The sequence below is a fragment of the Kitasatospora sp. NPDC092948 genome (assembly GCF_044754805.1).
Taxonomy (GTDB): Bacteria; Actinomycetota; Actinomycetes; order Streptomycetales; family Streptomycetaceae; genus Kitasatospora.
Map to the genome: position 1 here is coordinate 137,777 of NZ_JBIVPU010000015.1, position 21,128 is coordinate 158,904.

The window sequence follows — 21,128 nt, forward strand, 5'->3', positions numbered from 1 at the left end:
ATCCCGCCATCCATGGTCATTTTCCGGCCGAGCGCACCATTTCCTTCCCTGAAGGCCCGCCAGGCATTCGAACTTGTGGCAACTTAAGTCATGCACCTGTGACATTTCACATGTGACAGTTCAGTAGCACGTGCCCCAGCTGGGCACCACCACATGAAGGAGAACGCGCGATGAACCGCCGTTCGCTGAAGGGCCTGACCCTGCTCGCCGCAGGCACGGCCACCGCCGGCGCCCTGATGGCCGCTCCCGCCCAGGCCGCCACCACCGCCGCGACCACGACCGCCACCACGACCGCGGAGACCTGCAGCCCGTGGTCGCTCCAGTCCGGGCTGGCGACCCAGGTCTGCGCCGCGATCACCGGTGACAGCGTCCAGTTCCTCGGCCGGGTCGGCCTGGCCGGCCCGCCCAGCCCCGACTTCCCGCCGCAGCCCCAGGTGCTCTCCACCACCCTCTCCGGCCAGGTCGCCGGCGGCGCCTCGCTCGGCTCGACCGCCCAGAACGTGAACTTCCTCGCGAGCACCGTCACCGTCACCGGCCCGACCGGCACCGTCGCGTGCGGCTCCACCGTCAGCGGCACCTTCGCCGTCACCAAGTTCGGCTGGGGCCCGTCCCCGGTGACCGTCAACGCCACGGTCGCCTGCTGAGCCGAGCACGCACGAACCGGGCCCGGGAGTCCCCTCTCCCGGGCCCGGCCCGCGTTCCGTTCCGTCAGACCCGTTCGGCGACGCACTCCGAACGCTCCGGGGCCACCGGAAGGCTCGCGCCCTCCAGGTCGACATCCGGGGTGATCCGGTCGAGCCACCCGGGCAGGCGCCAGGCGCGGCTGCCGAGCAGGGCCATCGCGGCGGGCACCAGGGTCATCCGGACCACGAAGGCGTCGATGAACACGCCCACGGCGAGCGCGAATCCGATCGACTTGATGATCGGGTCGTGGTTGAACACGAAGCCGCCGAACACCGCGACCATGATCAGCGCGGCGGCGGTGACGACCCGTCCGCTGCGCGCGACGCCGTGCGTGACGGCCCCGGCGGCGTCGCCGGTGTGCTGGTGGTGCTCGCGCATCCGGCTGACCAGGAACACCTCGTAGTCCATCGCCAGGCCGAACAGCACGCCGATCAGCAGGACCGGCAGAAAACTCGTCACGGGCGCCGCGGACGGGATGTCGAGCAGGCCGTTCAGGTGCCCGTCCTGGAACACCCACACGGTGATGCCGAGCGCGGCGGCCACCGACAGCAGGAACCCGAGCACCGCCTTGAGCGGCACCAGCACCGAACGGAACGCGACAGTCAGCAGGGCCAGCGCGAGGACCACGATCAGCCCGACGAACAGCGGCAGCGCGTCGGCGAGTTTGCCGGACACGTCGATCGCGGCGGCGGTCGCCCCGGCGATGTACAGCGTGCCGCCGTCGGCGGTGACGCCGGCCTTGTGGGCGCGCAGCCGGTCGACCAGGTCGCCGGTGGCCCTGTCGTCCGGCCCGGTGCGGGGGACGACGGGCACGGCGACGGTGCTGCCGTCCGCGTTCGCCACGGGCCTGCCGACGGCGGCGACGCCCGGGTCGGCGGAGAGCGAGGCGTGCAGGTCGGTGAGCACGGCCTCGCGGCGCTCGGCGGGGATGCCGGTGGCGTCGACGACGGCGACCAGGGTGGCGTTGAAGCCGGGGCCGAAGCCCTCGCTGAGCAGGTCGTAGCTCTTGTGCTGGGTGCTGGCGGCGGGCTGCGAGGCGTTGCCGGGCAGGCCGAGCCGCAGGTCGCGGGCGGGCAGCGCGAGCGCGAGCAGCCCGACCACGCCGGCCAGCAGCACCAGCAGCGGCTTGCGGGTGACGGCGCGCGCCCAGGCCGCCGACCAGGCGCCGGCCGGCTTCGCTGCCTTCACCCGGGGCCGGGGCCGCAGGCGTTCGCCGAGCAGCCCGAGCAGCGCGGGCACCAGGGTGACGGCGACCAGCACGGCGAGCAGCACGGTCGCGGCGGCGGCCAGGCCCATCACGGTCAGGAACGGGATGCCGGTGACGGCGAGCGCGGCCAGCGCGATGATCACGGTGGCGCCGGCGAACACCACGGCGCTGCCCGCGGTGGCGGTGGCGCGGGCCGCCGACTCCTCGATCTCGCTGCCGGGCTCGGCCAGTTGCTCGCGGTGCCGGGCGATGATGAACAGCGCGTAGTCGATGCCGACGGCCAGGCCGATCATCAGCGCGAGCACAGTCGCGGTGCCGGTCATCTCCACCACGTTGGCGAACAGCCCGGCGCCCAGCACGCCGATGCCGACGCCGACCAGGGCGGTCAGCAGCGGCAGCCCGGCGGCGACCAGCGAGCCGAGCGCGACGGCCAGCACGGCGAACGCGACCACCACGCCGATCGCCTCGGCGGGGCCGCCGACCTCGACGGCCGGTTCCATCACGGTGCCGCCGAACTCGGCCTGCAACCCGGCCTCGCGCAGCGGCGCGGCCGCATCGCCCAGCGCGTCCTTGGCGCTCTGCGGGACGTCGTGCGCGGGCCGGTCGAACTGCACGTCGGCGAAGGCGATCCGCAGGTCCGGCGAGACGGTCCGGCTCTCGAACGGGTCGGCGACATGCACCACGCCGGGTATCGCGGCGGCCCGGCGCAGCCCGTCCTGGAGCGCGGCCTTGGCGGCGGGGGTGTCCAGGCTCTGCCCGGCAGGTGCGGCGACCACCAGGCGGGCGGTGCCGCCGGCGGACTCCGGCAGTTGACGCTCCAACAGGTCCTGGGCCTGCTGCGACTCGATCCCGGGGACGGTGAACTCGGTGCTGGTGGGCCCGGCCAGGGTGGTGCCGAGGGCGCCGATCGTCGCGAGCAGCAGCAGCCACAGGCCGATCACCCGACCGCGGCGGCGTACCGCCCACCGTCCCCATGCGTACAGGACCGACGCCATCGCGCCCCCTCGTGCTCGAAACCAGTGTGGATTTTTGCACTCTAAGGTAACTTTGCAGTCGGCTGCAAAATTACCGTCACCGGTAACGTCCGCTACCATGCATCGCATGACCGAGGGAGCGAGGGAACGCGGCAAGGCCCGCCGGCGGGAGGCCATCCTGCGGGCGGCCTACCAGCTGTTCGCGGAGCACGGCTTCGAGGCGACCACCATCGCCGACATCGCCGACCGGGCCGAGGTGTCGGCGCGGACCGTCACCCTCTACTTCCCCACCAAACTCGACCTGGCTACCTCCCACCTCGCCGAGTTCACCGCCCGCCTCGGCCACGCCCTCCACCACCGCGAACCCGGCACCACCACCCTGGAGGCACTGGAGCACTGGCTGCGCACCGACCTCGCCGAGAACCCCGGCGACCAGGAGCTCGACGCCCTCTGGGAGACCATGCTCGACCGCAACCCCCAGCTGCGCGCCGTCGCCAACAGCCGCCTGACCGAGGCCATCCAGGAGGGCGCCCGCATCTTCGCCGCCGAACGCGGCGACGCCCCCGACGACTTCACCCCCCGCATGGTCGCCGCCACCGCCGCCGCCGTCGTCTGCGAGCTCTACCTCCGCCCCACCGAGGCCCACCTCGACACCGCCATGGCCTTCCTGTCCGCCGGCATCAGCACCCTCCCCCCCGGCCAACTCCCCTGACAGAACACCGCCCTCCCACCAGGGCCCGCCACATCGACACACCGACCAAATCGACCCGATCCGGGCCACCCTGACGGGCATCAGCGATCTCCCCCGCGATACAAGGCCTGTACGCCGCGTACGGCAACAAGGAGGCGCTGTTCCGGCAGTCCCTGGACCACTACCACCGCGGGCCCGCCCGGCACGTGCGGGAGGCGCTCGACCAGCCCACCGGCCGGGCCGTCGCCGAACAGCTGCTGCGCGGCACCGTCGCCGTGGTGACGCGCGAGGAGGGCCCGGGCTGCCTGCTGGTGAACGGCGCACTGGCCACCGGCGAGGGCTCCGCCGCCGTCCGCGCCGAGGGGCGCGCCGCCCTCCGTGCCCGCCTCGAACGGGCCGCCGAGGCGGGCGAGTTCGCGCCCGGCGCCGACCCGGCCGTGCTCGCCGACTACCTGACCACCCTCACCCACGGCCTCGCCGTCCGCGCCGCCGACGGCACCCCGGCCGAACAGCTGCTGCGCACCGTGGACTTCGTCCTCCGCACCTGGCCCGCCGCCTGACCGGACCGCGCCCCCGGAAACGCCGAACCGCCCGGCTGCCGCATCAACTGCGACAACCAGGCGGTTCGTTCGACCCTTCGGCCCTTCGACCCTTCGGCCCTTCGGCCGTCCGGCCGTTCGGCCCTTCGCTCGTCCGTGGGCGACGCGCCGTCAGGCGGTCTTCGCCTCCACCGACGCGGCGGGCTTCGGCGCGGGGCCGGCGGCCTTCGGCTTGCGGAAGAAGAAGTACAGCGTCGGCGCCAGGTACATCAGCCAGATCACCACCTGGACCACCGTCGGGTTCGGCTGGAAGTTGAACACGCCCTTCAGCAGCGTGCCGTACCAGCTGTCGGCCGGAATCGTGGAGGAGATGTCGAACGCCAGCTCGTGCAGGCCGGGGATCCAGCCGGCCTCCTGCAGGTCGTGCACACCGTAGGCGAGGACGCCCGCGGCGACGACCACCAGCATGCCGCCGGTCCAGGTGAAGAACTTCGCCAGATTGATCTTGAGCGCGCCGCGGTAGAACAGCCAGCCCAGCACGGCCGAGGTGAGCAGGCCGAGGATCGCGCCGACCAGCGGGTTCCAGCCGTCGCCGGTGGCCTGGACGGCGGTCCAGATGAACAGCGCGGTCTCCAGGCCCTCCCGGCCGACGGCCAGGAAGGAGGTGACGACCAGCGCGACGGTGCCCATCGCGAGCGCGGCGTCCAGCTTGCCGTGCAGCTCGCTCTTCAGGTGCCGGGCGGTGCGCTTCATCCAGAACACCATCCAGGTGACCAGACCGACCGCGATGATCGACAGGCTGCCGCCGAGCGCCTCCTGCGCCTCGAAGGACAGCTGGTTGGAGCCGAACTGCAGCACCGCGCCGAACACCATGGAGACGACGACGGCGGCGGCGACACCGGTCCACACCGGGCCGAGCCGGTCCTTGCGGCCGGTCTTGACCAGGTAGGCGATCAGAATGCAGACCACCAGGCTGGCTTCGAGGCCTTCTCGAAGGCCGATCAGGTAGTTGGCGAACACGGCGGTTCTCCTCGGTAAGGCGTGGGGGCGTGAGGGAGACGGGGGCGGGGGTCAGCCGAACAGGGTCTGGCCCCACCACTCGCCGGGCTTGCGGACGCCGGGCGGGCAGGCGAAGTGGGCGGATCCGACGTGCGTGATGTACTCGTTCAGCTTGTCGCTCGCCGCCAGCTTGGTCTGCAGCGGCACGAACGCCTTGCGGGTGTCGCGCTGGTACGCCAGGAAGAACAGGCCGGCGTCCAGGCGGCCGAGACCGTCGGTGCCGTCGGTGAACGAGTAGCCGCGGCGCAGGATCATCAGCCCGTCGTTGCTGTCCGGGTGGGCCAGCCGCACGTGCGCGGTGGCCGGCATCGCGGACAGGTCGGGCGCGTCGCGTTCCTTCTGCTTGCCGTACGGGGCGCCCTCGATCTTGGTGCGACCGAAGGTGTCCTCCTGGTCCTGCAGCGAGGCGCGGTCCCAGGTCTCGATGGTCATCCGGATCCGCCGCGCCACCAGGTAGGAGCCGCCGGTCATCCAGTCCTGGCCGTCGCCGGGCGCCACCCACACGTGCTTGCCGAGGCCGTCCGCGTCCGTCCCGGCGATGTTGTGGGTGCCGTCCTTGAAGCCCATCAGGTTGCGCGGGGTCTGGCTGTCGGGCGTGGTCGACGAGGTCTTGCCGAAGCCGAGCTGCGACCAGCGGACGTTCACCACGCCCATGCCTATCCGGGCCAGGTTGCGGACCGCGTGCACCGCGACCTGCGGGTCGTCCGCGCACGCCTGGATGCAGATGTCACCGCCGCTGCGGTTCGCCTCCAACCGGTCGCCCTTGAACTTCGGCAGGTCCACCAGCGCCTCCGGGCGCTTCGCCTTCAGGCCGAACCGGTCCTGGCCGTCCTTCTCGAACAGCGTCGCGCCGAAGCCGATGGTCAGCGTCAGCCGGGACGCCGGCAGGCCGAGCGCCTCGCCGGTGTCGTCCGGCGGCGACTCGGGGAGCACGCCCACCGCGCCGCCGCCGACCTCGCGGCCGCCGGTGATCGAGGCGGCCGCCTTGGTCCACTCCTTGAGCATCGCGACCAGCTTGTCGCGGTCGTCGGTGATCACGTCGAACGCGGCGAAGTGCAGCCGGTCCTGAACGGGCGTCGAGATCCCGGCCTGGTGCTCGCCCCAGAACGGCACGTCCTGGTTCTGCGGCGCGGCGGCCGTGCTGTCGCTGCCCATGGTCGCGGCAGCCACCGTGCCCACCCCGGCCGCGCCGAGCGCGACACCCGCGCCGGCCCAGCCGATGACGGCCCGTCGGCTGAGCCCGGCACGCTGCTGGGCCCCGCCGGTCTCGGCGGGAGCCGCCTGCTGCTCGTTCTCGGCGTCCATCTGTGACGTTCCCTCTCGCACGTGACCTGCTCGGATCCGGCCCTGACCCGGGTTAGCTTACGCTGTCCTTACTTCACCACGACGGCCGCGGCCAGCTTCGACAGCGGCTCGCCCAGCGCGTTCACGGCGTCGGAGAAGGTCTTGCGCTCGTTGTCGGTCACCTTGTCGTACGAGGTGTAGGTGCCGTCGGCCTGGCGGTACTTGGCGAGCAGATCGGTGATCTTCTCGAACTCGGTGTCCAGGGTCTTCGACAGCGTCGGGTCGTTCTCGGCGGCGACCGGCTTCAGCAGCTCGTAGGCCTGGCGGGCGCCCTCCACGTTGGCGGCGAAGTCCGACAGGTCGGTGTGGCTGTAGCGGTCCTCCTCACCGGTGATCTTGTTCTTGGAGACCTCGTCCAGCAGCTCCTTGGCGCCGTTCGCCATGCCGGTCGGGGTGATCTCCGCGTCCGGGATGCGCTTCTGCCAGTCCTTCAGGTCGTTGACCAGCTGGCCGGCGAGGGTCTTCTCCTCGTCGCCGACCTTGCCGTCCGCCCACAGCGCCTTCTCCAGGCGGTGCCAGCCGGTCCACTGCTGACCCTCCTCCAGCGCGTCCTCGCGGACGTCGGTCTTCGGGTCGATGTCACCGAAGCTCTCCGCCACCGGCTCGGTCCGCTCCCAGCCCACCCGGGACGACGCGTACAGCGACTTCGCCTTCTCCACGTCGCCCGCGGTGATCGCCGCCGCGAACTGCTCCACCACCGGGATGGTGGCGTCCGCCTGCTCCTGCGCGTACTTCCGGTAGTCCGCGACCGCCTGCGTCAGCCGGTCGTCCGTCTTCGCCGGCGCACCCGCGGCCGCCGTCACGGTGATCTTCTGCCGGATGCCGTCGCCGGCCATGCCCGGCTTGCACGCCACCTCGTAGGTGCCGGCCTTGATCTCCGCGTTGATGTTCACCTTGGTGCCCGGGCCGATGTTCTCCCGCTCGGTGACGATCTTGTCGCCCTCGGCGTACACGTACACCTCGGTGACCTTGCTGCCCTTGTTCGCCACCGCCAGCTCGACGTGCCCCGCCGGGAACGACGTCTTCGACAGCTCGCACGAACTGTCCGTCGCCGTCACCTGCACCGGCCCGCTGCCGTCCGCGGACACCTTCCCGTCATCCTTCTTCGAGCACCCCACCAACGCGGCACCCGCCACAGCGAGAACGAGGAAGGTCGCGGCAGTCGTACGGCGGGCGGGCATGCTCACTCCAGGGACGAGGGTACGGCGGACTCCACGGCCACCGGAGAACTCGGCCCCGGCGCCGCTCAGTAAGCTAAGGCATACCTTAGATCCCCCATCACCCGGGGTCGAGACCACCCACCCCCCACCCCCACCCCACCGACCTGCACCTTCCGGCCAACCTCCCCACCCCCCACCCCAGTTCACCCCCACCCGAAACCCACCCCCACCCCCCGGATGTGACCGGAGCCACGCCCCGACCCCACGTCAACTCCACCACCCCGAACCGCCCGTCCCTGCCCCGCGTCCCACAGCGCGCCGCGAACGACAGGGGACCGCCCCCGGGGCGCGAAGGCGCCGGGGGCGGTCCGTGTCACCGGTCATGCGGTGACGTCGCGGGCACTACCCCACGAACCGGTCCTCCTCCCTGCGGCGGCGTGCCCGGTAGAGCAGCACACCGCCCACCGTGAGCAGACCGCCACCGGCCAGGCCCGCGGCCGCGACCACTGCCGGCGAACCGGTGTCCGGCAGGTGGCCCTTCCCGCCGCCGTGCGGCGGCTCCGACGGGTGGGGCAGCTTTCCGCAGGCCTCCTTCTCCGGGCACTCCGACACCGTGACGCACAGCTCCACCGACTGGCTCTCCACCAGCTGGCCCTCCGGGTCACGGCCGGAAGCGGTCGCCCTGTTCGTCACATGGCCCGCCTTCGCGTCCTCCTCCGTGACCAGGTACGTCCCGCGGCAGGTCGTGCTCTGACCGGGCTCCAGCGTCGTCGCGTCGCACACCACCGACGCCACCCGGTCGTCGCGAACCGCGACGTCCGTCAGCACCGTCGACCCGGTGTTCGTCACCGTGTACGTGTACGTCACCGTGTCACCGGCGCGTGCAGAGCCCTTCACGTCGGACTGCTTCACCACCGACAGCGACGACGCGCTCGGCACCGTCTCCACCGTCACCTCGCCGGGAGGACTCACCACCGGCCGGCCCTCGGGGTCGGTACCGCCGGCGTGCGCGGTGTTGGTCACGTGACCGGCCGCCACATCGGCCGCCGTCACCACGTACGTGCCGTGGCACAGCGTGCTCGCGCCCGGGTTCAACGTCGTCGCGTCACAGGACACCGCCGCGACACGGTCGTCCGAGACCGTCACCTGGGAAACGACCGCCGTACCCGTGTTGGTCACCGTGTACGTGTAATTCACCGTGTCACCCGCACGGAACGGGCCGGCGGCATCTGCCTTCTTCACGAGGGACAACTGGGCCTGGCCCGCCACCGGAACGTCCACCTCCTCCGAAGGACTCTCCACCGGGTTGCCCGAAGGATCGGTACCACTCGCGTGGGCCTTGTTCATCACATGACCCGCCTCGGCATCGGCCGCGGTGATCACGTAGCTGCCGTGGCAGGTCGTGCTCTGCCCCGGGTTCAGCGTCGTCGCGCCACACGTCACCGACGCGACATGGTCGTCCGTCACCGTCACATTGCTGACGGCGGCGGTGCCGGAGTTCGTCACCGTGTACGTGTAGTTCACGGTGTCGCCGACGTGGAACGGACCGGCGCTGTCCGCCACCTTCTGGAGGCTCAGCTCCGCAGCGCCCACGACGGAGACGGTGGCCTCGCCGGGCGGGCTCGTCACCGGCTTGCCATCCGGGTCCGTGCCCTCCGCGTGCGCGGAGTTGGTCACATGACCGGCCGCCACATCGGCCGCCGTCACCACGTACGAACCGTGGCAGAGCGTGCTCGTACCCGGGTTCAACGTCGTCGAGTCACACGTCACCGAGGCAACGTGATCGTCCACCACCTTGAGGGCGTTCACCACCGCCGTGCCCGTGTTGGTCACCGTGTACGTGTAGTTCACGGTGTCACCCACGTGGAACGGACCAGCGCTGTCGGCCGTCTTCTCGATGGTCAGCAAGGCCTCGCCGACCACCGGCACCGTCGCCTCACCAGGCGGGCTCGTCACCGTCTGACCCTGCGGGTCCGTGCCCTCCGCGTGCGCGGAGTTGGTCACATGACCGGCCGTGACGTCCGCCGCCGTGATCACGTAACTGCCGTGGCACAGCGTGCTCGCACCCGGGTTCAACGTCGTGGCGGCACACGTCACCGAGACGACGTGGTCATCCACCACCTTGAGGGCGTTCACCACGGCCGTACCCGTGTTCGTCACCGTGTACGTGTAGCTGACGGTGTCGCCGACGTGGAACGGACCAGCGCTGTCCGCCGCCTTCTGAATGGCCAGCTCAGCAACGCCGGCAACAGGGACAGTGGCCTCGCCGGGCGGGCTCGTCACCAGTTGGCCGTCCGGGCCCGTGCCCTCCGCGTGCGCGGAGTTCGTCACATGACCGGCCGTGACGTCCGCCGCCGTGATCACATAGCTGCCGTGGCACAGCGTGCTCGCACCCGGGTTGAGAGTGGTGGCGGCACACGTCACCGAGGCAACGTGGTCATCCACCACCTTGAGGGCGTTCACCACGGCCGTACCCGTGTTCGTCACCGTGTACGTGTAGTTCACGGTGTCACCCACGTGGAACGGACCAGCGCTGTCGGCCGTCTTCTCGATGGTCAGCAAGGCCTCGCCGGCCACTGGGACCGTCGCCTCACCAGGCGGGCTCGTCACCGTCTGGCCCTGCGGGTCCGTGCCCTCCGCGTGCGCGGAGTTCGTCACATGACCCGCCGTCACATCCGCCGCCGTGATCACGTACGAACCGTGGCACAGCGTGCTCGTACCCGGGTTCAACGTGGTCGAGTCACACGTCACCGAGGCAACGTGATCGTCCACCACCTTGAGGGCGTTCACCACCGCCGTACCCGTGTTCGTCACCGTGTACGTGTAGTTCACGGTGTCGCCCACGTGGAACGGACCGGCACTGTCCGCCGCCTTCTGAATGGCCAGCTCAGCAACGCCGGCAACCGGAACGGTAGCCTCGCCGGGCGGGCTGGTCACCGGCTTGCCATCCGGGTCCGTGCCGTCCGCGTGCGCGGAGTTGGTCACATGACCGGCCGTCACATCCGCCGCCGTGATCACGTACGAACCGTGGCACAGCGTGCTCGCACCCGGGTTCAACGTGGTCGAGTCGCACGTCACCGAAGCAACGTGGTCGTCCGTCACGGTAAGGCCGTGAACGGCGGCGGTACCCGTGTTGGCCACCGTGTAGGTGTAGTTCACGGTGTCACCCACGTGGAACGGGCCCGTGCCGTCCGCGACCTTCTCGATGGTCAGCAGCGCCTCGCCCGCCACGGGGACGGTCGCCTCGGCCGGCGGGCTCACCACCGTCTGACCCTGCGGGTCCGTGCCCTCCGCGTGCGCGGAGTTCGTCACATGCCCCGCTGTCACATCGGCAGCCGTAACGACGTACGAACCGTGGCAGGTCGTGCTCTCACCAGGGTTGAGCGTCGTAGCGGCACACGCCACGGACACAACGTGATCGTCCGCAACGGTGAGGGCGTTCACCACCGCCGTACCCGTGTTCGTCACCGTGTACGTGTAACTCACCGTGTCGCCCACGTGGAACGGACCAGCGCTGTCCGCCACCTTCTGAATGGCCAACTCCGCAATGCCCGCCACCGGAACGGTGGCCTCGCCAGGCGGACTGGTCACCGACTGACCCTGCGGGTCCGTGCCGCTCGCGTGAGCAGTGTTGGTCACATGGCCGGCCGTCACATCGGCCGCCGTGACCACGTACGAACCGTGGCACAGCGTGCTCGCACCCGGGTTCAACGTGGTCGCGGCACACGTCACCGAGACGACGTGGTCATCCACCACCTTGAGGGCGCTGACCACCGCCGTACCCGTGTTGGTCACCGTGTACGTGTAGTTCACGGTGTCACCCACGTGGAACGGGCCCGTGCCGTCCGCGACCTTCTCGATGGTCAGCAGCGCCTCGCCGACCACCGGAACGGTGGCCTCACCGGGCGGGCTGGTCACCGTCTGACCCTGCGGATCCGTGCCCTCCGCGTGCGCGGAGTTCGTCACATGCCCCGCCGTCACATCGGCAGCCGTCACCACGTACGAACCGTGGCAGGTGGTGCTCTCGCCCGGGTTCAACGAAGTCGCGGCACACGTCACCGACGCGACATGATCGTCACTCACCGTGAGGGCGTTCACCGCCGCCGTACCCGTGTTCGTCACCGTGTACGTGTAACTCACCGTGTCGCCCACGTGGAACGGACCAGCACTGTCCGCCACCTTCTGAATGGCCAGCTCCGCAATGCCGACCACCGGAACGGTGGCCTCACCGGGCGGGCTGGTCACCAGCTGGCCCTGCGGATCCGTCCCCTCCGCGTGCGCGGAGTTCGTCACGTGACCGGCCGTCACATCCGCTGCCGTGATCACGTACGAACCGTGGCACAGCGTGCTCGCACCCGGGTTCAAGGTGGTCGAGTCGCACGTCACCGACGTGACATGGTCATCGGTCACCACCAGGTTGGTCACCGCCGCCGTACCCGTGTTGGTCACCGTGTACGTGTAGTTCACGGTGTCGCCCCCGTGGAACGGACCGGCACTGTCCGCCGCCTTCTCGATGGTCAGCAGCGCCTCGCCCACCACCGGCACAGTCACCTCGGCCGGCGGACTCGTCACCGTCTGACCCTGCGGGTCCGTGCCCTCCGCGTGCGCGGAGTTCGTCACATGACCAGCCGTCACATCGGCAGCCGTCACCACGTACGAACCATGGCAGGTGGTGCTCTCGCCCGGGTTCAACGAAGTCGCTGCACACGTCACCGACGCCACATGATCGTCACTCACGGTAAGGCTACTGACCGCCGCCGTCCCAGTGTTCGTCACCGTGTACGTGTAACTCACGGTGTCACCCACGTGGAACGGACCAGCGGTGTCCGCCACCTTCTGAATGGCCAGCTCCGCAATGCCGACCACCGGAACGGTGGCCTCACCGGGCGGGCTGGTCACCGACTGGCCCTGCGGGTCCGTGCCGTTCGCGTGCGCGGTGTTGGTCACATGACCGGCCGTCACATCGGCAGCCGTCACCACGTACGAACCGTGGCAGAGCGTGCTGTCACCGGGGTTGAGCGTCGTCACCGCACACGTCACCGAAGCGACATGGTCGTCCGTCACCGTGAGGGCGTTCACTGCGGCCGTGCCCGTGTTCGTCACCGTGTACGTGTAGTTCACGGTGTCGCCCACGTGGAACGGACCGGCGCTGTCCGCCGCCTTCTCGATGGTCAGCAGCGCCTCGCCCACCACCGGCACAGTCACCTCGGCCGGCGGGCTGGTCACCGTCTGACCCTGCGGATCCGTGCCCTCCGCGTGCGCGGAGTTCGTCACATGACCAGCCGTCACATCGGCAGCCGTCACCACGTACGTACCGTGGCAGGTCGTGCTCTCGCCCGGGTTCAACGAGGTCGCGGCACACGTCACCGACGCGACGTGATCGTCACTCACGGTGATGTTGCTGACCGCCGCCGTGCCCGTGTTCGTCACCGTGTACGTGTAACTCACGGTGTCGCCCACGTGGAACGGACCGGCGCTGTCCGCCACCTTCTGCAGCGTCAGCACGCCCTCCCCCACCACCGGGACGGTGGCCTCGGTCGTCGGGCTGGTGACCGTCTGCCCCTGCGGGTCCGTGCCGTCCGCGTGCGCGGTGTTGGTCACGTGACCGGCTGCGACGTCTGCCGCCGTGATCACGTACGTGCCGTGGCACAGCGTGTTCGTGCCGGGGTTCAGCGTGGTCGAGTCACACGTCACCGGGGCAACGTGGTCGTCCGTCACCACCAGGTTGGTCACGACAGCGGTGCCCGCGTTGGTCACCGTGTACGTGTACGTCACCGTGTCGCCGAGGTGGAACGGGCCCGCGCTCTCCGCCACCTTCTCGATGGTCAGCGCGGCGTCGCCCGCGATCTCGATGGTGGCTTCACCGGGCGGGCTCTGCACCGACTGACCTTGCGGGTCGGTGCCGTTCGCGTGCGCGGTGTTGGTCACCGAACCGGCCGTGACGTCCGCCGCGGTGATCACGTACGTGCCGTGGCAGAACGTGCTGGCGCCCGGGGTCAGCGTGGTCGTGTCGCAGGTCACGGACGTGATGTGGTCGTCCGTCACCGTCAGGTTGGTCACGGTGGCCGTGCCCGTGTTCGTCACCGTGTACGTGTAGGGCACGGTGTCGCCCACGTGGAACGGGCCTGCGCTGTCGGCCGCCTTCTGGAGGACCAGCAGCGCCTCGCCCACCACCGGGACGGTCGCCTCGGCCGGCGGGCTCACCACCGTCTGACCCTCGGGGTCCGTGCCCTCGGCGTGCGCCGTGTTGGTCACGCTTCCGGCCGTCACGTCCGCCGCCGTGACGACGTACGAACCGTGGCAGGTGGTGCTCTCGCCCGGGTTCAACGTCGTCACCGCACACGTCACCGACGCGACATGGTCGTCGGCGACGGTCAGGTTGGTCACCGCAGCGGTACCCGGGTTGGTCACCGTGTACGTGTAGCTGACGGTGTCGCCCACATGGAACGGGCCCGCGCTGTCCGCCGTCTTCTGGACGGTCAGCTCCGCGATACCGACCACCGGGACAGTGGCCTCGGCCGGCGGACTCGTTACCGCCTGGCCCTGCGGGTCCGTACCCTCCGCATGCGCCGTGTTCGTGACATGGCCGGCCGTCACATCGGCCGCCGTGACCACGTACGAACCGTGACAGGTGGTGCTCTCGCCCGGGTTCAACGTCGTCACCGCGCACGTCACCAACGCGACATGGTCGTCGACCACGGCCAGGTTGGTCACCGCAGCGGTGCCCGTGTTCGTCACCGTGTACGTGTACGAAACCGTGTCACCGAGGCGGAACGGGCCCGCGCTGTCCGGAGTCTTCTCGATGGCCAGCAACGCCTCGCCCACCACCGGAACGGTCACCTCGGCCGGCGGACTCACCACCGTCTGACCCTCGGGATCCGTCCCCTCCGCATGCGCGGAGTTCGTCACATGACCAGCCGTCACATCCGCCGCCGTGACCACGTACGAACCGTGGCAGGTCGTGCTCTCGCCCGGGTTCAACGTCGTCACCGCACACGTCACCGACGCGACGTGGTCATCGCTCACCGTGAGGTTGTTGACCGCCGCCGTCCCCGTGTTGGTGACGGTGTAGGTGTAGGAGACCGTCTCACCCACATGGAACGGACCAGCGCTGTCCGCCGCCTTCTGGACGGTCAGCTCCGCGATACCGACCACCGGGACAGTGGCCTCGGCCGGCGGACTCGTTACCGCCTGGCCCTGCGGGTCCGTACCCTCCGCATGCGCCGTGTTCGTGACATGGCCGGCCGTCACATCGGCCGCCGTGACCACGTACGAACCGTGGCAGGTCGTGCTCTCGCCCGGGTTCAACGTCGTCACCCCGCACGTCACCGACGCGACATGGTCGTCGACCACAGCCAGGTTGGTCACCGCAGCGGTACCCGTGTTCGTCACCGTGTACGTGTACGAAACCGAGTCACCGAGGCGGAACGGGCCCGCACTGTCCGGAGTCTTCTCGATGGCCAGCAGCGCCTCGCCCACCACCGGAACGGTCACCTCGGCCGGCGGACTCACCACCGTCTGACCCTCGGGATCCGTGCCCTCCGAATGCGCGGAGTTCGTCACATGACCAGCCGTCACGTCCGCCGCCGTGACCACGTACAAACCGTGGCAGGTCGTACTCTCGCCCGGGTTCAACGTCGTCACCCCGCATGTCACCGACGCGACATGGTCGTCGGCGACAGTCAGGCTGTGCACGGCCGCGGTGCCGGTGTTGGTGACGGTGTACGTGTAGGAGACCGTCTCACCGAGGTGGAACGGGCCCGCGCTGTCCGCCGTCTTCTGGACGGTCAGTTCCGCGCTGCCGATCACCGGGACGGTGGCCTCGGCCGGCGGGCTCTTCACGCCCTGGCCCTGCGGGTCCGTACCCTCCGCATGCGCCGTGTTCGTCACATGACCGGCCGCCACGTCCGCCGCCGTGACGACGTACGTGCCGTGGCACAGCGTGCCCTCGCCCGGGTTCAGCGCCGTCGCGTCGCACGTCACCGGTGCCACGTGGTCGTCGATCACGGCCAGGTTCTGCACGGCCGCCGTGCCGGTGTTGGTGACGGTGTAGGTGTACGAAACCGTGTCTCCGAGGCGGAACGGGCCAGGGCTGTCCGCCGCCTTCGTGAGCGACAGCACCACCTCGCCGACCACCGGGACGGTCGCCTCGGCCGGCGGACTCGGCACCGTCTGACCCTCCGGGTCGGTACCCTCCGCATGCGCCGTGTTCGTCACATGACCGGCCGCCACATCCGCCGCCGTGACCACGTACAAACCGTGGCAGACCGTGCTCTCGCCCGGGTTCAACGTCGTCGTCCCGCACGTCACGGACGCAACGTGGTCGTCGTTCACCACCAGGTTGGTCGCCGCGGCGGTGCCGGTGTTGGTGACGGTGTACGTGTAGGAGACCGTCTCACCGAGGTGGAACGGGCCCGCGCTGTCCGCCGCCTTCGTGAGCGACAGCACCACCTCGCCGACCACCGGAACGGTCGCCTCGGCCGGCGGGCTCACCACCGTCTGGCCCTCCGGGTCGGTGCCGCTCGCGTGAGCGGTGTTGGTCACGTGACCCGCCGCCACATCGGCGCTCATCACCACGTACAGGCCGTGGCAGAGCGTGCTCTCGCCCGGGTTCAGCACCGTCGTGTCGCAGGTCACCGGCGCGATGTGGTCGTCCGTCACGGTGAGATCGTGGACGGCGGCCGTGCCCGTGTTGGTGACGGTGTACGTGTACGGCACGACCTCCCCCAGCCGGAACGGACCCGCGCTGTTCGGGGTCTTCTCCAGCACCAGCACGGCCTCGCCGATCACCGGGACGGTCGCCTCGGCCGGCGGGCTCGTCACCAGCTGGCCCTCGGGATCCGCGCCCTCGACGTGCGCGGTGTTCGTCACATGACCGGCCGTCACGTCCGCCGCCGTCACCACATAGGTGCCGTGGCAGTGGGTGATCTCGCCCGGGTTCAGCGTCGTGAGGTCGCACGTCACGGACACCACGTGGTCGTCCGTCACGATCACGTTGTGCACGGTCGCGGTGCCGGTGTTGGTCACCGTGTAGGTGTAGGAGACCGTGTCACCGAGGCGGAACGGGCCGGGGCTGTCCGGAGTCTTCTGGAGGGTCAGCTCCGCGGTGCCGATCACCGGGACGGTGGCCTGGACAGGAGGGCTCTCCACGGCCTCGCCCTGCGGATCCGTGCCCGTCACGTGCGCGGTGTTCGTCACATGGCCCGCCGTCACGTCGGCCGCCGTGATGACGTACGTGCCGTGGCACAGCGTGCTCTGACCCGGGTCCAGCGTCGTGGCGTCGCAGGTCACCGACCCCACGTGGTCGTCGCTCAGCGCCAGGTCGTGCACGGTCGCGGTGCCCTTGTTGGTGATGGTGTAGGTGTACGCCACCGTGTCGCCGAGGCGGAACGGGCCGGGGCTGTCCGGAGTCTTCTCCAGGACCAGCAGCACCTCGCCGATCACCGGAACGGTCACCTGGACCGGCGGACTCTGCACCGTGTCGCCCACCGGGTCCGTGCCCTCGACGTGCGCGGTGTTCGTCACATGACCGGCCGTCACATCGGCCTCGGTGACGACGTACGTCCCGTGGCAGGTGGTGCTCTCGCCGGGGTTCAGCGAGGTCGCGCCACACGTCACCGTCACGACGTGGTCGTCCACGACGACGAGGTTGTCCACTCGCGCCGTGCCCGAGTTCGTCACCGTGTACGTGTAGCTGATGGTGTCCCCGAGGCGGAACGGACCGGGGCTGTCCGCCGCCTTCGTGAGCGTCAGCACCACGTCGCCGACCACCGGGACGACCGCCTTGGTCGGCGGGCTCACCACCTGGTCGCCGTCGGGGGTGGTGCCGGTCACGTGGGCGGTGTTCGTCACCTGACCGGCCGTCACATCGGCCGCCGTGATGACGTACGTGCCGTGGCAGAGCGTGCTCTGGCCCGGGTCCAGCGTCGTCGTGTCGCACGTCACCGGCGTCACTCGGTCGTCGGTCACCGTCACGTTGTGCACGGTCGCGGTGCCGGTGTTGGTCACCGTGTAGGTGTACGAGACCGTGTCGCCGAGGCGGAACGGTCCGGGGGAATCCGGTGTCTTCTGGAGGGTCAACGCCCCGACGCCCTGCACGACGACGGTCGCGTCCGCCGGCGGCGTGGTCACGGTGGTGCCGTCCGGGCCCGTGAAGGTGGCGGTGGCGGTGTTGGTGGTGGTCTGCGTGACACCCGGAAGATCGCAGAAGATCTGATGGGAGTCACCGGGTGCCAGGCTGAAGGAGCCGGCGATCGCCGCGCAGATGGGGGTGACGGGGTCGGTGATGGTGATGCCGTTGACGGCGACGGGGCCCACGTTGGTGACGGTGATGCGCCAGTAGGCGGTGGATCCCGGGGGGAGGGTGGTTGTTGCCGCCCATGGGCCTGGGCCGCCCGAGCCGCAGTCGAGCGGGTTGGTGGAGGTGCAGACCTCCTTCACGATGGTCAGCGCCGCGGCGCACTCGGGGCCGGCGGCCACCCGGAGGGTGGCGGTGTTGGAGAGGACGGGCGCCTGGCCGTCGGTGACGGCGGAGGCCTGGTCGGAGACGGAGGTGATGGAGCAGTCGGCTGCCACCGTCGTCTCGAAGCAGATCTGCGGCGCGTCGCCGTCGAAGGTGACCTCCATCCGCGCTCCGGGCGGGAAGGACGCCCCGCCGGTGAAGGTGAGGTTGGCGATCACCTGGATCGGCGAGTCGGCGATCGGGACGGACGAGATGTCCGCCTTCTCGGTCACCGGGTCGAACGGGAAGGTGCCGACGGTGGTGCCGTCCGCGGCGAGCACCGTCACCGAGGACTGGGTGAAGTCGACGGTGGTCGGGTCGATGCCGAGCAGACTCACCGCCCCGTACGACCTGACGTGCCCCGTCAGCCCGTCGCAGTAGTACGCGGCGGGGTCGAGGGTGCCCTGGGCCCGGGTCTTCTGGCAGGGCGAGGCGCCGGTGACGGGGTCGATCGAGAACAGGTAACCGGTGTCGCCGAGGCCGTACTTGCACTGGCCGTCGTAGGCGTAGCCGTACGGGCTGGTGTTGCCGCCGTTGACGTTGGGCGGGCCGTTGACGACGCCGTTGGTGCCGTACTGGGCACAGGGGGCCTGGGTGGTCCAGTCGTAGCAGTACGAGGTGCTGTTGAGGGTCGGCGTGATGCCCCGGTAGATCCAGAACGGGAACTCGGTCTCCAGGTGCCCGTTGGGGGCGGTGATCGTCAGCGGCACCTGGAAGTTGGCCTCGCCCAGGGCGACATTGGTGCTGACCAGGGCGCTGAGGCCGGGCGGCGCGGCAATGGCGTTGCCGAGCAGGTCGAAGCACGTGACGGTGCCGACGACCGGGTCGACCTCCTGGTAGAGGCCGCCGACGATCGTGCAGACGCCGGTGACGGTGCCCGCCGGGTCGTACATCTCGAAGATGTTGTCGGCCCGGGCCACGGCATCCGAGTTGGTCGGGGTGACGATGGTCTTGGGGGTGGCCCAGCCGGCGCACGCGGCGTTCGTGGACGGGTCGAAGCAGGACATCACCGTTGGCAGCGGGGACAGTTGATTGTCGGTGATGTAGATCTTGCCGTCGATGGTCCGCATGATGCCGGCGTAGTCGCCGGTGAAGGCGACCTGGCCCTCGTTGGGCGGCAGGCCGATGTCGAAGGTGCCGCAGGGGGCGTTGGCGCCGGCATCGTAGCAGAGGATCTCGCCGGTTCCTGAGACCACGTAGAGGTGCTGGTTCGGTGCCTGGACGACGCCGCCCACCACCTGTCCGGTGCCGTTCTGGAGCTCGGTGAAGCCGCAGCTGGCCTGCGCCTGGAGGTCGATGCAGCCGACGCCGATCTCGGCGAACGCGACCCGGCTGATCGCGGCGTAGTACAGCTTGGAGCCGATCTGCACGTAGGTCGGGGTGCGGGTGCTGCCGAGGTCACCGGTGGTCGCCCCGGGGGCCGCGGAGTTCAGCGCCTGCGGCCAGGTGGCGGGGGATCCGTCCGGGGCCGGACAGCCGCCGTTGGTGAGCAGGTCGGTGCAGACCACGCTGGCCGGGTCGGCGAAGCCGTGGTGGTAGATGTTCCAGATCTCGGGCGTCCGGACGCCGTTGATCGTGGCGGTGTACAGGATCGGCGTGAAGCCGTCGCCGCCGGTGGCCGTGTTGACCGGGGTGAACGGCGGCGGGATCTGGACCACCAGGCCGGTCGCGGGCGCCGAGAACTCGGGGTTGTGGGCCTGGACCACGTTGGTCGCGACGCCCTGATCGGTGCCGGTGAAGGACGCGCCGCCATCGGTCGACCACTGCTTGGTGAAGCCGGGCGGCGCCTGGAGCGAGCCGGGCACGTACGTCTGGCTCTGCGGGGTGCTGCCCGGTCCGCCCTGGATCACATCGGTGACCGTCACATCGACCGGGGTGGTGCCCGGGTTGGTCTTGGAGACCACCCACCGGACGGTGCCTCCGTGCGTGGTGTCGGTCGTACTCCCGGTGGCGACGTCGGTACCGGTCTTGGACAGCGTCACCGGCACCGGGGCCGCGGGGCGCGCGGCCGCCGGCGGATGCACCGTCACAAGCCCGACGAGAGACGCCGTCGCCGTGGCGAACGCGACAGCGAGCGGCAGCACCTTCCCCGCGAGACGGCCGCGGATCGCGGCCGGCCCATGGCGTCCGGGCGCGCGCTCGCTGATGGGTCGACGGCGTCTCATGACGGATCCTCTCGGTCGGGCGGGCCATGGCATCACGCAATGCACATGAGTCATCACTCACCGCGACCATACAAGCGGGCATCTCGTCTGAAAATCCGTCAAATACGCTCAATGGACCACCCGCTGATCGCATTCACTCTGGCGGCCGCGAAAACAGCCACCTCGGCGCGACCCGCACGAGCACGCAGACCCGAAAACGACCGCCTCTGCGAGACTCCCGCGCGGGCCGGCCCAAAAACGACCGACACCGCAAGACCCACGCACGACGGGCACGAAAACGACCGACACGACAAGACCCGCACAAGCAGGTGGGCACGAAAACAGAGGCGCGGGGAGACTCGCACAAGCAGGCGGGCACGAAAACAGAGGCGCGGGGAGACTCGCACAAGCAGGCGGGCACGAAAACAGAGGCGCGGGGAGGCTCACGCGAGCAGGTGGGCGCGAAAACAGGGGCGCGGGGAACTGCGCGACAAGCGCAAGTCACGTCCGCAAGGTCGCGATCAAGTGCAGGTCATTGCCCTGCGTCGCGATCTTGCTGACGGATGCCTTCCGCCTCGCGCAGTTCCCCGCGCCCCTGATTCATGCCCAACCGCTCGCGCGAGTCTCCCCGCGCCACCGGTTCATGCCCAACCGCCCGCGCGAGTCTCCCCGCGCCACCGGTTCATGCCCAACCGCCCGCGCGAGTCTCCCCGTGCCCCCGGTTCGTGCCCTCCGGCCGCCCGCTAGGGCAGGTTGCGGGCCATGACGATGCGCTGGACCTGGTTGGTGCCCTCGTAGATCTGGGTGATCTTCGCGTCCCGCATC

At 70.1% G+C, this 21,128-nt stretch carries 9 protein-coding genes; 3 read left to right on the top strand and 6 right to left on the bottom strand.

What is annotated here, in order from left to right; translation table 11 throughout:
• Positions 1-170: 170 nt before the first annotated feature.
• Positions 171-644, top strand: a complete 474-nt coding sequence (locus ACIQF6_RS31310; protein ID WP_400901049.1) for a hypothetical protein — start codon at positions 171-173, stop codon at positions 642-644.
• A 64-nt stretch (positions 645-708) separates the two neighbouring features.
• On the opposite strand, the gene ACIQF6_RS31315 is transcribed toward ACIQF6_RS31310, so the two are convergent.
• Positions 709-2,886 carry an MMPL family transporter gene (locus ACIQF6_RS31315; RefSeq protein ID WP_400901051.1) on the bottom strand — a complete coding sequence of 726 codons (2,178 nt, stop codon included), beginning with the start codon at positions 2,884-2,886 and terminating at the stop codon, positions 709-711.
• 106 nt (positions 2,887-2,992) lie between these two features.
• On the opposite strand from ACIQF6_RS31315, the gene ACIQF6_RS31320 reads away from it, so the two are divergent.
• Entirely contained in the window at positions 2,993-3,577 is a 585-nt protein-coding gene (locus ACIQF6_RS31320; RefSeq protein ID WP_400901053.1) for a TetR/AcrR family transcriptional regulator, read from the top strand.
• A gap of 185 nt (positions 3,578-3,762) precedes the next feature.
• Entirely contained in the window at positions 3,763-4,116 is a 354-nt protein-coding gene (locus ACIQF6_RS31325; protein ID WP_400901055.1) for a hypothetical protein, read from the top strand.
• Positions 4,117-4,266: 150 nt separating this feature from the next.
• Here ACIQF6_RS31325 and efeU read toward each other — a convergent pair whose 3' ends face one another.
• The 5 genes from efeU to ACIQF6_RS31350 all read right to left on the bottom strand — a co-directional run.
• Positions 4,267-5,115: an iron uptake transporter permease EfeU gene (gene efeU / locus ACIQF6_RS31330; protein WP_400901057.1), complete on the bottom strand. Its 849-nt coding sequence runs from the start codon at positions 5,113-5,115 to the stop codon at positions 4,267-4,269.
• A 51-nt stretch (positions 5,116-5,166) separates the two neighbouring features.
• A complete protein-coding gene (efeB, locus tag ACIQF6_RS31335; protein ID WP_400901059.1) occupies positions 5,167-6,459 on the bottom strand; it encodes an iron uptake transporter deferrochelatase/peroxidase subunit in 1,293 nt (430 codons plus the stop codon).
• 68 nt (positions 6,460-6,527) lie between these two features.
• Positions 6,528-7,679, bottom strand: coding sequence for an iron uptake system protein EfeO (gene efeO, locus ACIQF6_RS31340; protein ID WP_400901061.1), 1,152 nt, complete (start codon positions 7,677-7,679; stop codon positions 6,528-6,530).
• 381 nt (positions 7,680-8,060) lie between these two features.
• A complete protein-coding gene (locus ACIQF6_RS31345; protein ID WP_400901063.1) occupies positions 8,061-20,189 on the bottom strand; it encodes a hypothetical protein in 12,129 nt (4,042 codons plus the stop codon).
• Positions 20,190-21,046: 857 nt separating this feature from the next.
• Positions 21,047-21,128, bottom strand: an 82-nt coding sequence (locus ACIQF6_RS31350; RefSeq protein ID WP_157882129.1) for an acyl-CoA dehydrogenase family protein, incomplete at its 5' end; no start/stop codon positions are given.

What these genes read in the sequence shown, in the direction of transcription:
- efeB (WP_400901059.1), bottom strand. Translation starts at nt 6,459, where the DNA reads ATGGACGCCGAGAACGAGCAGCAGGCGGCTCCCGCCGAGACCGGCGGG.
- ACIQF6_RS31315 (WP_400901051.1), bottom strand. Translation starts at nt 2,886, where the DNA reads ATGGCGTCGGTCCTGTACGCATGGGGACGGTGGGCGGTACGCCGCCGC.
- efeO (WP_400901061.1), bottom strand. Translation starts at nt 7,679, where the DNA reads ATGCCCGCCCGCCGTACGACTGCCGCGACCTTCCTCGTTCTCGCTGTG.
- ACIQF6_RS31310 (WP_400901049.1), top strand. Translation starts at nt 171, where the DNA reads ATGAACCGCCGTTCGCTGAAGGGCCTGACCCTGCTCGCCGCAGGCACG.
- ACIQF6_RS31320 (WP_400901053.1), top strand. Translation starts at nt 2,993, where the DNA reads ATGACCGAGGGAGCGAGGGAACGCGGCAAGGCCCGCCGGCGGGAGGCC.